This window comes from Desulfobacterium sp. N47, from assembly GCF_051233685.1.
GTDB lineage: Bacteria > Desulfobacterota > Desulfobacteria > Desulfobacterales > RPRI01 > RPRI01.
Genome location: NZ_JBAMMY010000023.1, coordinates 1 through 13,944 on the forward strand (window position 1 = coordinate 1; position 13,944 = coordinate 13,944).

The 13,944-nt window shown below is 39.5% G+C and carries 15 protein-coding genes; 14 read left to right on the forward strand and 1 reads right to left on the reverse strand.

The genetic code is table 11. The features are described from left to right. The first annotated feature begins 484 nt into the window (after nt 1–484). The 10 genes from tmcD to mutL all read left to right on the forward strand — a co-directional run bounded on the left by tmcD (nt 485) and on the right by mutL (nt 10,919). A complete protein-coding gene (tmcD, locus tag VXK47_RS00725; protein ID WP_435546858.1) occupies nt 485–1,798 on the forward strand; it encodes an electron transfer complex subunit TmcD in 1,314 nt (437 codons plus the stop codon). A 14-nt stretch (nt 1,799–1,812) separates the two neighbouring features. After that, nucleotides 1,813–2,472, forward strand: a complete 660-nt coding sequence (gene tmcC / locus VXK47_RS00730; RefSeq protein WP_435546859.1) for a TmcC family electron transfer complex membrane anchor subunit — start codon at nt 1,813–1,815, stop codon at nt 2,470–2,472. A 34-nt stretch (nt 2,473–2,506) separates the two neighbouring features. Further along, nucleotides 2,507–3,841, forward strand: a complete 1,335-nt coding sequence (gene tmcB, locus VXK47_RS00735) for a (Fe-S)-binding protein (RefSeq protein ID WP_435546860.1) — start codon at nt 2,507–2,509, stop codon at nt 3,839–3,841. Nucleotides 3,842–3,904: 63 nt separating this feature from the next. Continuing rightward, a complete protein-coding gene (gene tmcA, locus VXK47_RS00740) occupies nt 3,905–4,282 on the forward strand; it encodes a cytochrome c3 family protein (RefSeq protein WP_435546861.1) in 378 nt (125 codons plus the stop codon). Nucleotides 4,283–4,514: 232 nt separating this feature from the next. Further along, nucleotides 4,515–6,179, forward strand: coding sequence for an arginine--tRNA ligase (gene argS, locus VXK47_RS00745; protein ID WP_435546862.1), 1,665 nt, complete (start codon nt 4,515–4,517; stop codon nt 6,177–6,179). Nucleotides 6,180–6,220: 41 nt separating this feature from the next. Further along, nucleotides 6,221–6,973 (forward strand): SPOR domain-containing protein, encoded by a 753-nt coding sequence (locus VXK47_RS00750; RefSeq protein WP_435546863.1) that lies wholly within the window; start codon nt 6,221–6,223, stop codon nt 6,971–6,973. Between the two features lie 90 nt (nt 6,974–7,063). Continuing rightward, nucleotides 7,064–7,351: an Asp-tRNA(Asn)/Glu-tRNA(Gln) amidotransferase subunit GatC gene (gene gatC / locus VXK47_RS00755; RefSeq protein ID WP_435546864.1), complete on the forward strand. Its 288-nt coding sequence runs from the start codon at nt 7,064–7,066 to the stop codon at nt 7,349–7,351. Between the two features lie 5 nt (nt 7,352–7,356). Next, nucleotides 7,357–8,817, forward strand: a complete 1,461-nt coding sequence (gene gatA / locus VXK47_RS00760; protein ID WP_435546865.1) for an Asp-tRNA(Asn)/Glu-tRNA(Gln) amidotransferase subunit GatA — start codon at nt 7,357–7,359, stop codon at nt 8,815–8,817. Between the two features lie 94 nt (nt 8,818–8,911). Next, nucleotides 8,912–9,085 carry a hypothetical protein gene (locus tag VXK47_RS00765; protein ID WP_435546866.1) on the forward strand — a complete coding sequence of 58 codons (174 nt, stop codon included), beginning with the start codon at nt 8,912–8,914 and terminating at the stop codon, nt 9,083–9,085. Between the two features lie 16 nt (nt 9,086–9,101). Then, nucleotides 9,102–10,919: a DNA mismatch repair endonuclease MutL gene (gene mutL / locus VXK47_RS00770; RefSeq protein ID WP_435546867.1), complete on the forward strand. Its 1,818-nt coding sequence runs from the start codon at nt 9,102–9,104 to the stop codon at nt 10,917–10,919. 74 nt (nt 10,920–10,993) lie between these two features. On the opposite strand, the gene VXK47_RS00775 is transcribed toward mutL, so the two are convergent. Then, nucleotides 10,994–11,461, reverse strand: a complete 468-nt coding sequence (locus VXK47_RS00775; protein WP_435546868.1) for a sigma-54-dependent transcriptional regulator — start codon at nt 11,459–11,461, stop codon at nt 10,994–10,996. Between the two features lie 552 nt (nt 11,462–12,013). Here VXK47_RS00775 and VXK47_RS00780 point away from each other — a divergent pair. The 4 genes from VXK47_RS00780 (at nt 12,014) to VXK47_RS00795 (ending at nt 13,760) form a co-directional block, all read left to right on the forward strand. After that, the gene (locus tag VXK47_RS00780) at nt 12,014–12,202 is read left to right on the forward strand and encodes a hypothetical protein (protein WP_435546869.1); all 189 of its coding nucleotides are present in this window, start codon (nt 12,014–12,016) and stop codon (nt 12,200–12,202) included. A gap of 108 nt (nt 12,203–12,310) precedes the next feature. Continuing rightward, the gene (locus VXK47_RS00785) at nt 12,311–12,880 is read left to right on the forward strand and encodes a diheme cytochrome c (protein WP_435546870.1); all 570 of its coding nucleotides are present in this window, start codon (nt 12,311–12,313) and stop codon (nt 12,878–12,880) included. A 35-nt stretch (nt 12,881–12,915) separates the two neighbouring features. Then, nucleotides 12,916–13,404, forward strand: coding sequence for a M48 family metalloprotease (locus VXK47_RS00790; RefSeq protein WP_435546871.1), 489 nt, complete (start codon nt 12,916–12,918; stop codon nt 13,402–13,404). A gap of 8 nt (nt 13,405–13,412) precedes the next feature. Continuing rightward, nucleotides 13,413–13,760, forward strand: coding sequence for a M48 family metalloprotease (locus VXK47_RS00795; protein ID WP_435546872.1), 348 nt, complete (start codon nt 13,413–13,415; stop codon nt 13,758–13,760). Nucleotides 13,761–13,944: the final 184 nt, after the last annotated feature.

Sequence of the window (13,944 nt, forward strand, 5' to 3'; positions counted from 1 at the left end):
TTTGGAATATGGTATGGGTCGTCTTGAATCCTGCATTCCGGCAACATAAGCTACCTCCTTTTTGCGGTTGTTCCAGAAAGTATAGCAGATTATGTTGCATTGTACAATATTAAATTAAACTAAATATCGTTGTAGGGTTAATTTGCTTAGCGCTTATGCAAAGGCAGCTTCGGGTTCCATGTCAAGCATAAAACGCCAGGTTAAACACTGTCAATTTTTCCAATTTTTGATTTTATAAATAAAGTGAAAAACATCCTATATAAAAACGGGAAGGCTTCAACTCATAAACATAATAAGCTATTTTCAATCAATATTGTATTTAGCTTATATATATATTATAGAAAGAGCTTTACATAAAAGCTTTTTTGAGCTAGAAAAACCGCATTATTATAAACATTAAATATAAGTTTGCATACTTCCTGTCACCCATAACAAGTGCGAAGCAAGGTGGCTCTCTCCCACAGGAGGAGAGGGGAAATCAGTTTTGACAATACCTATTGTGGCAGAAGGAGAAGTTATGATGATAAACATATCCGGTTGGGACTGGGATATTGGCAAGAAATTAATTTCTGATATTTCAGACTGGAAAAAAATATATCAATGGGTGGAAGAACCTTATGTGAGTTCAGACGGTGAAAAAATAGCCGCCGTTGTTAAACTTCCCGATGATGAAGTTTTTACCATGTGCGAAAACGGTGTTGCCTGGGAAAATGCATTTGACAGGGTTTGGTATCCGAAATTTTCTCCGGATGGCAGACTGACGGCTCTTATATCCGATACCGGAGAGTGGGCTCTTGCCGTTGACGGGGAAACAGCGGAAGATAAATATGACTTTGCCTGGGATACGCATTTTAGCAATGATGGTAAAAATATAGTTTATATGGCACAGAAAGAAGGAAAATATTTTGCTGTATTAAACGATGTGCCCTGGGAAAAGGTTTTTTTAAATATGACCGGTCTCGCAGTAAGTAATGACGGCAAAAGAGCTGCTGCATCTGTACAGACTGTTGCGTTCAAAGAAGCGGATATTGTTAAATTTCAGGAGGGTTGTTATTCGGCTGTAATTGATGAAATAGTCTGGAACAATAACTTTGTGAATGTCTGGGATATTATTTTCAGCCCTGACGGTAAACGGGTTGCGGCAGGAGTAAGAACAACTCTTTATGATTATACGATTGCCATAGATGGAGTTGTCTGGGAAAAAACCTTTGCATCTGTTTGGGATCCGAAATTTTGTCCTGATGATGGCTCTGTCACTGCTCCTGTCCGATCTTCCGGAAAATGGTTTTTGGCAAAAGACGGACAAATTTTTTGGGACCGCAAGTTTGAACAGCTTTGGCACCATGTATACAGCAATGACGGGAAGAAAATTGCAGCAATTGTTGCTCCTCAATTCGGCAGGTGGACAATTGCTGTTGACGGGAATACCTGGGATACGACTTTTGGAGAAATGGTTACGGATGCCGTTTTTAGCCCTGATGGAAAGAGAGTTGCATGCCTTGGTAAAGAAAATAATAAATGGACGGTTGCTGTTGATGGAAATCAATGGGATGAGTACGACATGGCCTGGCAACCGGTCTTCAGCCCTGACGGTAAAAATGTTGCAGCAAAGGTCGAAAAAAATGGCCGTTACACAATTGTTGTCAATGGTAAACCTATTCCGGAAGATTTTGCAACAGTCTGGAATCCGGTCTTTAGTCCCGATTCGGACAGGATTTTAATAAAGACGATAGAAACCGGGCAGAATGAAAATAAATATTTTAGACGTGTTATGCCCGTTGCCGATATTACGGGTTGAAAGGAAAGTAAGATATGCACGACATTTATGATTTTGTCAGCGGCCCAATGGTCTGGGTCTCTTTAATTATATTTGCGGCAGGATGTATTTACAGATTCGTTTCGATGGCTTTACTTGCCAAAGAAAAAGATCCTTTTTTATATAATTATATGAGCCCGTATCATGCACTTCGTTCTATTTTCCACTGGTTAACACCATTTGGAAGCGAGAACATGCGAAAAAACCCTGTATTTACAATTGTTGCATTTTCATTCCATATCTGTATTGTTATAGCTCCTCTTTTTCTTTTTGCTCATATAATTCTTATTAAACAATCATGGAATGTAAGCTGGTGGTTTATATCCGATACAACGGCTGATATTATGACAATCATTGTCATTGCCTCGTGTATCTTTTTTCTTATAAGAAGAATTGTCCGGCCTGAGGTAAAATTTTTAACTACTGCTTCCGATTATATTATACTTGCTATGGTTGCGGCTCCTTTTGTTACAGGCTTCTGGACTTATCACCAGTTTACAGGTTTCCGGATTATGGGAATAATACATATCCTGTCAGGAGAAATTCTGTTGGCTGCAATACCTTTCACCCGCTTAAGCCACATGATTTTTTTTCCGGTTTCAAGAGGGTATATTGGTTCGGAGTTTGGAGCAATACGTCATGCAAAAGACTGGTAAAACCATACAACGACTCTTCCAAGGAGACAATATAATGGCTGAATCTGCAAAAAAAGCTGCTGCTGAAATAACCGATGCAGGAATTGTCGGTGGGGCGGCAAAATTAACTCCTGAAAAAATCGAAAAGGTTATAAATAATGTATTAAAGGCCGAGGGAGGTGCCAGGCTTAAGACATATGTTGATATCTGTGCTCATTGCGGGTTATGCAGTGAGGCCTGCCATTTCTACCTTTCCCATGATAATGACCCGAAATATTCTCCGGCCGGCAAAGTAAAGCAGACCATCCTGGAAATTATAAAGAAAAAGGGTAAGGTCGATGTAGACTTTATGAAGCGTGCATCTGAAATCGCTTCAACCGAGTGCAACCTCTGCCGTCGTTGCGTCATGTATTGCCCTTTTGGGATTGATATAGCATACCTGCTTTTGACGGTCAGAAGAATATGCCACAAGCTTGGAATCACTCCTCAGTACATTCAGGATACCGCGCACAGCCATTCTGCTACAGCAAACCAGATGTGGGTTAAAGAGGATGAGTGGATAGACAGTCTAATGTGGCAGGAAGATGAAGCCCGCGCTGAAATTCCCGATTTGCGTATACCGCTTGAAAAAGAGGGGGCTGAAATTTTCTATTCCGTTATAGGTCCTGAACCCAAATTCCGCGCCCAGCTTATATATCAGGCGGCGGTTATAATGCATGTTGCCGGTATGAACTGGACTATGCCTGCCACTCCCGGATGGGATAACAGCGATATGTGCATGTTTACAGGCGACTTTGAAATGATGGCAAGGCTGAAAAAAATACACTTCGAGTCTGCTGCAAGACTGAAAGTTAAAAAAATCGTAATGGGCGAATGCGGTCATGCCTTCCGCTCGGTTCATGATGTAGGTAACAGAGCGCTTTCATGGAAAATGCCGCCTATTCCGGTAGTTCATGCTATAGAATTTTACTATGAACTCATAAGAGACGGTAAGATAAAAATAGCTAAAAAATTTGATAAACCTGTTACATTTCATGATCCGTGCAATACGGTGCGGGGAAGAGGCCTTCATGAGATGGGGCGTTTTGTCGTAAATGCAACCTGTGAAACGCTTATTGAAATGCATCCGAACCGCGAGCACAACTACTGCTGTGGGGCAGGCGGCGGAGTTATTAACTGCGGCCCGCCTTATAAAATGTCGCGAATAGACGGAGATAAAATCAAGGCGGAGCAATTGGCTACTGTAAAGGCAAAGGGTGCTCAAACGATTATTGCTCCATGCCATAACTGTCATGGGGGGCTTGAAGATATAATCCATCATAATAAACTTGATATGGACATAAAATTTCTTGGCGATATTATTTACGAAACTATGGAAAAGCCGGAATAAAATATTTATATCGACCTTTTTGCAAAAACTGTTTTTTTGCAGATATATAACGAGGTATTATTTATGAGAAAGAAGATTTGGGCACTATGTTCGGTGATTGTTTCATCAATTATTATTTTATTTGCAACTGCATATTCTCAGGAAGATATCAGATACGTCCAGGATCCTGCTTTTACGAAAAGAATGAGGCCTGAAGCGGTTTTTAACCATGATGAACATAATGAAAATGCAAATATTGATGATTGCAGCACCTGCCATCATTTTTATAAAGACAAAGTAAAAGTTGAGAATGAAACATCGGAAGATATGAAGTGTTCCGAATGCCATAAGATTGATAAAGATCCTATCCCTCTTGTAAACAAATACCATTTGCGCTGCATAGGATGTCATGAACAGGAAAAAGCGGGTCCTTTGATGTGCAGCGAATGTCATGTTAAATAAATTATTATAATATAAATATGTTATATATGGAGCCACTTTCAAAACGTTTCAGCTTGGTCAAGGTCAAGGCAGGCGAAAATTTTAACCAAAGGAATACATTTAGTATTTCGAGGATAGCGCTATGCTTCACTGCGTGCAAAATTTGAGCCCAACGCAGAGATCGGCCTAAATGGGACGTTTTGAAACTGGCTCTATGGACAACCTGATTTAAAAAGGGCATGAAATATAATAAATGAAAAATATACTATCTGATATTTTACTTTCTGCTGCAAAAAAAGCTTTTGATAAGCAAAAGCTGGCATCGAGTGACTTTCCGGCTTTTGGAATTGAAGAGCCCAAGCTGTCTGCGCACGGTGATTTTTCTTCCAACTTTGCAATGGTTATGGCTTCTTTGCAGAAAATGCCTCCAAGAAAAATTGCCGAAGCCATTACAGCCGAAATAGAAGATACAGAAGGCGTTATTGATAAAATAGAAATTGCAGGGCCGGGGTTTATAAACTTTTTTATAAACCCTTGCGCATGGCATTCTGTTTTGCGTACAATTTATGAAAAAGATGAAAAATTCGGCTCCTGTGATATAGGAAAAAACAGAAAAGTCCAGGTTGAGTTTGTAAGTGCAAATCCAACCGGACCGCTGCATGTAGGCCACGGAAGAGGAGCTGCCGTTGGAGACAGTACCGCAAATATTCTTTCTTTTTGCGGCTACGATGTCCAGAGAGAGTATTATATTAACGATTCGGGAAGACAGATCAGCACTCTTGGCCGTTCCGTATATCTTAGATACAAAGAGCTGCATGAAGAAAAAATTAATTTTCCCGGTGACTGTTATCAGGGGGATTATATTCGTGATATAGCCCAAAAAATTAAAAATGAAAATCAAATCGATCTGCTCGATGAACCTGAAGAAAAAGCCGTAATGTTTTGTGCGCGTTTTGCCGCAGACGATATACTTGCAGACATAAAAAACGACCTTGAGCTTTTTGGCGTAAAATTTGACAACTGGTACAGTGAACAAAGCCTTTTTGATTCAGGTAAAGTTAAATCCGTTTTAGAAGATTTTAAGAACAAAAATATTATCTATGAAAAAGACGGGGCCTTCTGGTTTAAAACATCTGAATACGGAGATGAAAAAGACCGTGTTGTGATAAGAAATAATGGGCTTACCACATATTTTGCTTCAGATATTGCTTATCACATAGATAAATTTGACCGGGGTTTTGAACGCATCGTAGATGTTTGGGGAGCCGACCATCATGGTTATATTCAGCGCATTTGCGCTTCAATTGAGGCTTCGGGACAAAAAGAAGATCAGTTTAATGTTATTTTGATACAGCTTGTAAACCTTTTGCGAAACGGTGAACCCGTTGCAATGTCCACCAGATCAGGAGAATTTGTAACACTTGAAGATGTGGTTAAAGAGGTAGGAGCTGATGCGGCAAGGTTTATATTTTTGACGCGCCATTACGAAAGTCATCTTGATTTTGATTTGGAACTTGCAAAGAAAAAGTCAAATGAAAACCCTGTATATTATGTGCAGTATGTGCATGCAAGAATTTCAAGCATTATCAGAAAGGCGGATGAACTTGGAGTAAAAGAAATTAGATACGATGATAAAAATATAACGGTATTGAAAGAAGCTGAAGAAATTCAGATCTTAAAAATATTATCCACTTATCCTGAAGTTGTAAAATCGAGCGCAGAGCTTCTCGAGCCGCACCGCATAACTTATTATCTTATGAATCTTGCAGCGGCCTTTCATAGCTATTATAATAAGTGCAGAGTTCTTTCCGATGATCCGGTTATAACGAAAAACAGGCTTTTTCTTGTGCTTGCTATAAAAAAAGTTATCAGAAACGGTCTCAAACTTCTTGGAGTAAGTGCTCCGGAAATAATGTAAAAACAAACGGGATGTAAGCAGGGAGGCCTTGGTATAAATTTATGGAAGAAAATGAAAATAATGTACCCGGCGAAAAGAAACCCTATTATATACTCACCCGCAAAAAAACAATTGTGTGGTGTTTTATTGTTCTTGTTATTTGCGGATGGATGTTTGTGTTGGGTGTTCTGGTCGGAAGAGGAACTGCACCTGTAAATTTTGATGTCAAAAAGCTGAAAAATGACATTGTATCAGAGTTGACGGCAGCTATTGAAAAGGAAAAAGAAGAAAAAAAGGCCCAAATCGATGTTTCAATGAATACGCCTGTTCATTCAGACAAGCAGGATCTGGGTTTTTACGAGGATCTTAAAAGCACAAAAGAATTACCCGAGCATATTAATATCAAAGAGGTTCCAAAACCGGAAGCTGTTTCTTTGCCGGCCCCTGTGCCTGTAGAATCTTCTGTAAAAGAGCCGGAACCTGAAAAGACCGGAGAAAAAGTTATCGCCAAGGAATCTGTACCTGCAAAGACCGAAGAAAAAATCGTTGCAAAGGAGCCTCCTTTGCCGAAAAAAACCACCGGGCCTGTTTTTACGATTCAGCTTGCTTCAGGCAGAGATGAAAAGTATGCCGATAAAATGGTTGGAGAGCTTATAAAAAAAGGTTATCAGGCATACAGATCTTCAGGAGAAATTAAAGGAAAAGGAATATGGCACAGAGTAAGGGTAGGAGAGTTTGGCGATAGAGCCGGGGCTGGAACTATTCTTAACAAACTGAAGAAAGATAAATTTAATGGAATAATTGTAACAAGATGATATAAAGTCGAAAAGCGGACGGTTGATGTTAAATGTAGTAAATTTGATTATGTTCGCTCTTCGACACTCAAACCGCGGTGATTAAATACTATGAATATAACCAGAGATGATATTATACATGTGGCTGATCTTGCCCGTCTTGATATGGATGAAGAATCCATTCAAAAATTTACCGTTCAGATAGATGATATATTAAAATACATCGAAACCCTTAATAATCTGGATACTGAAGGTGTGTTGCCGACTTCTCATGCTATAGTTTTGACAAACGCCTTCAGGGATGACGTAATAGTACAAAACATAAAAAGGGATGCGCTTCTTGAAAATGCTCCTGAGGATGAAAACGGAAGTTTCATGGTTCCGAAGGTTGTGGGGTAGATCAGATGAAACTGCATGAATTAACAATAAATAAGGCTCAACAACTGTTAAAGGGCAAAGAGATATCTTCGCAGGAACTTACAAGAGCGGTTCTTGACAGGATTGCGCAGGTTGAAGATAGGGTCGGGGCATATATCACAATAGCTTCGGATTCAGCGATGAAAGAAGCTGCGCTTGCCGATAAAGAAATATCAAAAGGAAATATGGCCGAACTTACCGGCATTCCCATTGCAGTAAAAGATCTTATTTGCACAAAAGGAATACGTACAACATGCGCTTCAAAAATTCTGGATAATTTCATTCCCCCTTATGATGCTACAGTAATATCCAAGCTTAAAAAAGCCGGTGCGGTTATAGTGGGAAAATTAAACATGGATGAATTTGCCATGGGCTCATCAACCGAAAACTCAGGCATCAAACTTACCCGCAATCCATGGGATTTAACCAGAATTCCAGGTGGCTCCAGCGGAGGATCAGCCGCTGCTGTTGCCGCAGATATGTGCATAGGCTCTCTTGGTTCGGACACAGGCGGATCTATCCGCCAGCCGGCTTCTCACTGTTCTGTTGTTGGGTTGAAGCCAACATACGGAAGAGTTTCACGCTTCGGGCTGGTTGCTTTTGCTTCTTCACTTGACCAGATCGGCCCTGTTGCAAAAGACGTTACTGATTGCGCCATTCTTGCTAAAGTGATTTCAGGCTATGATCCATCGGATTCCACATCCGTTCCAAAAGATGTTCCCGATTATACTTCTTTTTTAACCGAAGGGATAAAGGGATTAATAATAGGAGTTCCCAAAGAATATGACACAGCCAAAGGTCTTGATCCGCAGGTTTTTGCCGCAATAACAAATGCAAGAAAAGTACTGGAAACCCTGGGGGCGCAATGTGTTGAGGTTTCGCTTCCGCATACCGAATATGCAGTGCCGGCTTATTACGTTATTGCTCCTTCGGAGGCAAGCTCCAATCTGGCCCGCTATGACGGTGTGAAATATGGTTTCAGGGATAAAGACTCAAAAAACCTTATGGAGATGTATAAAAATACAAGGTCAAAAGGATTCGGGCCGGAAGTAAAGCGTCGTATAATTATCGGTACATATTGTCTTTCAGCCGGATACTATGATGCATTTTATAAAAAGGCATCCCAGGTGCGTACTCTTATCACAGATGATTTTACAAAGGCGTTTGAAATCTGCGATGTAATACTTTCTCCTGTAGCGCCGACTCCCGCATTCAAAATAGGTGATAACGCAGATGATCCTCTCACAATGTATCTTTCGGATATTTTCACGCTATCTGCAAATCTTGCCGGAATACCCGGTTTATCTGTTCCCTGCGGATTTTCATCAGGCGGATTGCCTATAGGGCTTCAACTGCTTGGAAAACATTTTGGCGAAGAAGTGCTTTTAAAAACAGCCTATAATTTTGAACAGGCGACCGGTTTTCATAAGAAAAAGCCGGAAATATAAAGACTCAAATAACGGATATCGAATAGCGAATGTAGGATACAGGAAAGAGAAAAACTCCCGCTATTTTCCATTCGAAGCTAAAAGGAAATAAGTCATGAGCGTACAGCCTGAAGGGGAAAATTTAAGAAAAGCTGTAAAATGGATTTCGGAAACTTTAAAATACGAACAAGGGAAAAACTCTGCAAAACTGATTGAAGAGGCATGCCTGAAATTTGATCTTACTCCCATTGATGCTGAATACCTTTCTAACTTTTTAAGAAATAAGTAACTTTTTTCATAAACATATGAAAATAAGAATACTTTCCGAAAATATTTCCAACAAAATTGCAGCAGGCGAGATAGTTGAGCGTCCCGCTTCGGTTGTAAAAGAGCTCGTTGAAAATGCTCTCGATGCAAAAAGCACACGAATCCTTGTTGAAATAGAAAAAGGAGGAAAGTCTCTTATCAGAGTTTCGGATAATGGTACCGGAATGGTAAAAGATGACGCCTTGTTGTCAATTGAAAGATATGCTACCAGCAAAATAGAAACGGATGAAGATCTTTTTTCCATAAATACCTTCGGATTCAGAGGAGAAGCGCTTCCAAGCATTGCTTCTGTTTCGCGTTTCTCGCTTGTAACAAAAGGAAACGAATCCCAGACCGGGATTGAAATAAAAATTGAAGGCGGAAAGATATTGTCTGTAACGGATAAAGGCTCTCCCGAAGGTACGATGATTTCCGTTAAAGACATTTTTTTCAATACACCGGCAAGACGCAAATTTTTAAAATCGGTTGATACTGAAATGGGGCATATCGCCGATGTAATTTCAACAATGGCGCTTGTAAATTCCAATATCCAGTTTAACCTTACACATAATGGCAGAACCGTTTATAATCTGCTTTCATCACCTGATTCAGCCGTCAGAACCGAAGAAATTCTGGGTAAAGATACAAAAAGCAGTTTATACAGGCTTGGTTTTTCGAAAGAAACTATTTCAGTTTCAGGCTGGATATCTTCTCCTGTGGTAAAGAGACATACAAGCCGCGGAATATACATATATGTTAACGGGCGTTTTGTGCATGATAAGATTGTTCAGCACGCTTTATTGGAAGCTTATACATCAAGGCTGATTAAAGGAGAGTTCCCCGTTGCTGTGGTTTTGATAAACCTTCCTTTTAATGAAGTTGATGTTAATGTGCATCCGGCAAAGCATGAAGTACGCTTTTCAGAGCCAACCAGAGTCCATGAAGCAGTAAAGGCGGCAGTAAAAGAGACTCTTGATCTTTCAGATCCGTTTAAAAAATCCGCCGCAGATTATGTTCAAAAAGTTCAGCATAATAAATCGGTTGATATTTCCGAACATCAGGTTGCTTACAAGCCTGCCGTAAAAGCCAATCCTGTTCAAAGCGAAATTGTTACTGACCTGCCGCTAAAGAAGGTTCAGTCTGACCTGCCACTAAAGAAAGTTCAATCTTATACTGAAAAAACTAATCCGAAACAAGATTCCCATATTCAGGAAAACCTTTGGGAAAAGAAGCAATTCAAAGATTTAATAGTACTTGGTCAGCTTCACGGAACATATATAATCTGTGAATCGGTCGAAGGAATATTTCTTATAGATCAGCATGCTGCCCATGAACGCATTCTTTATGAACAAATCAAAGCCAGGGAAGACGCATACAGATATGCAATACAGAACCTTCTTGTTCCGGAAGTCATAGAATTTGGCTACAGGGAAGCCGGTGTCTTTGAAAAACTGCTGCCGGATTTTCAGAGGGCAGGTTTTGATGTGGAACCGTTCGGAGGAAATGCTTTTGCAGTAAAGTCCGTACCCGCATTTCTTTCAGGTAAAGATGTTAAATCCATTATCACTGAAACAATTGAAAATTTAATTGAAACAGGCTTTGTTCCCGGGTTCGAAAAGGCATCGGATGAGCTTTTAAAGCTTATCGCATGCCATGGTGCAATAAGAGCTAATCAAAAGCTTTCAGACAAAGAGATGATAACACTTCTGTCACAGCTGGATGATTGTAAAATGCCTTCTAATTGCCCGCACGGCCGTCCCACATGGATAAAATTTTCGATTAAGGAACTTGAGAAGTTCTTTAAAAGAACAGCGTAAATATAGCGTTTGCCAAGGATAGCCGACGGCAGAAAACGAACTATGTGTTTTGATATGGATATTCGGATTTTGGTTTATTTCAGGAGAGTGGCTAAAAAAATTCCCAATATCAGCCAAATGGGAATTGAAAACAACAAAGCCCATACAATTCCCCGGGCATTTTTTAAACGGCCACTTAACATTTTTTTTTCAATTGCTCTGTTGATTCTGAGCTGAACATCATCAAAGCGGAAAGGTTTTGTAAGATAATCGTAAGCCCCTTCTTTTATGGCTTCTACTGCTGTTTGAACAGTAGGATGTCCGGTAATCATGATAAAAACTATCTTATCGTCAATGTTGAGAGCCTGTTTAAGAAGTTCTATCCCATCCATCTTCGGCATAATAAGGTCTGACAATATTAAATCAAAATGACCTTCCCGGAGATTATTTAAAGCATCCTGCCCGTCAATGGCAGTAACTACCTCATGGTCCATCATGGTTAAATAGTCAGCAAGAATATCACGTATTCCTTCTTCATCATCAACAACCAGAACTCTTCCCATAGCTTCTATTTTATCCTTTTTAAAATAATTTTCACAATTAATATATAAAAATATAAAAGGGGATAAGATCTTGCTTTTTTAAAGTTGGACTATAGAAAGATTAGCTTTATGTGTCAAGATTAAATGATATACGCCATATTGCGAGAAACTATATCGGCAGAAAGATATGTTGCCACAAATTTCTTTTTAGAATTCACCTGTTCAAATCGCAGAATTTACTACTCCTGTGTAAATTCATCCGGAAGGGTTTGATTTAAAAAAAATATCAACAATTCTTATTGAAACATCACGTCCGATTGATATATGGTGTTATTAAAATAAAAAAATGACCGGTGTGATATTATAATCCTTATGAACTATCGAAAATCAATTAAAATATTAGCCACCTTGTTTTTGATTTTGGGCATTTTCGCAAGCAGCGTATTTGCTGAGGCCTGCTTCTGTGGAAATACTTGCTTGCATAATTATCAAACTAAAGCAAAGGCATATTCCCTGTTTCATTTGCGTTGCTCAGGCAATCTGTGCAAAAGCTGTGATTTGGAAAAGGGCAAAATGCTTAAAGCAGCCAACTCTGCAACCAAGGCTCATAATTTAAAAATCTTTGATACTGTACTAATTGTTTTTGCTCTTATAGATTGTTCTTTAATTTATAATACCGTTGAGGATTTCGAAACATTTTATGCCTGCAAAATTATTGTAACTCCACCTATCTACCTGCAAAACCTCTCCATACTCTGTTGATCTAAAACATATCCATCTGATATAATACATAAATAATTTGTTATTCTGTAACTATTCTCATTCAATTAATTTATTTTGAGAAACTCATCTGAAGAAAGGAGATATTTTATGAAAAGAATGCATAAATGGTTTATTTTATTGCTGGCTTTTTTGCTGATGACAAACGGAGTCTTTTATACCGCCTTTGCTGATGACGACGATCATAGAGGAAAGAGGCAGCATCAAAAAAGAGAGCGAAAACACTCTGAACATAATGTGAAAGGCAATCTTACAGTAGTTGATAACTCAACATACAAAGAGAATTGCGGAGCTTGTCATTTTTCATATCAGCCGGAATTGTTGCCATCCGCTTCATGGGATAAAATTCTAAACAGCCCGGAAGACCATTTTGGGGAAGCCGTCGAGCTTGATCCGGAGTCAAAGAAAATAATTGCAAAATATCTTAAAGCCAATGCAGCAGATCGTTCCTCAGCAAAACTATCTGCAAAAATTATGAAATGCATAGGAAACCAAACACCGCAAAGGATCACAGACATTCCATATATACAGAGAAAACACCATGAAATCAGTATGGATGTGTTTAAGCGAAAATCTATCGGCTCATTATCCAACTGTTTGGCCTGCCATACAACTGCCGAAAAAGGAATCTATGATGATAATGTAAAAATTCCAAAATAAATCCTATGGTTTGGCTAAATATGATGATGAAATATTTGTTTATAACATTTTATTTCTGTCTGCTTTTGCTGTCAGGGTGTGAAAATGCAAACCTGCAAACAGTTACAAATGCGGGTATTGATGCGGTAAAGGGCGCGCTGACCATCACTGATAAAGATGTGCAGGAGATTGCCTCACAAGCTGCTCAGTATTCGGATAAAAAGCATAGTCTTGCGACACCTGAAAGCAAATACGCAAAACGGCTCAATAAGCTTGTTGGCCGGAACTTTCAGGATGTCGATGTGAAATTCGACTATGGGGTCTATATAACCCCTGAAGTAAATGCTTTTGCGATGGCGAACGGTACTATACGCTTATACAGCGGTCTTATGGACATGCTCAATGATGGTGAATTGCGTTTTATTATCGGACATGAAATGGGGCATGTTATGAAAAAGCATATCCGAAAGAAAATTCAGCTTGCCTATGCTGCGAGGGCTGTACGTAAAGGTATAGCATCTCAGAACAGCATCTCCGGAGAATAGCCGGCTCATTGTTAGGAGGTCTTGCAGAATCCCTTATAAATGCCCAATTTTCCCAATTGGAGGAGAAAGAGGCAGATGATTACGGGTTAGTTTTTCTTAAGCGGGAAAAGTTTGAAACGCAAGATGCAGTATCAGCTTTAAAGAAGCTTGCCGGGTTGGGCAAAACGCATTCCTTTTTTTCAAGCCACCCGGACCCGGATAAGAGGGCTGAAAGATTACAGGCACAGCTTGAAGGCAGAGCCTTGTCTATAGAACAGAAACAGCAGAGCATTATAGGAAGGGTTAAAGCATTTCTTGAGAACAACTTTCCATCCCTCTATGGACTACTGAAAAAGTGGCTTCCATGGTTAATTTAAAACACAGCAAAGGAGATAAAAAACATGAATTGTCCAGTATGCAACAGTAGTGTCCGGTTAGGTTTTTGCATATAAAGTTTGTTCTTTGACAATTCGATTATCAGACTGTGTATTTTTTCCACAGGCACGCAATTCATTCTGGATATTGTTTCTAAGCTGACGAATCCTTTTTATTGATACAGGC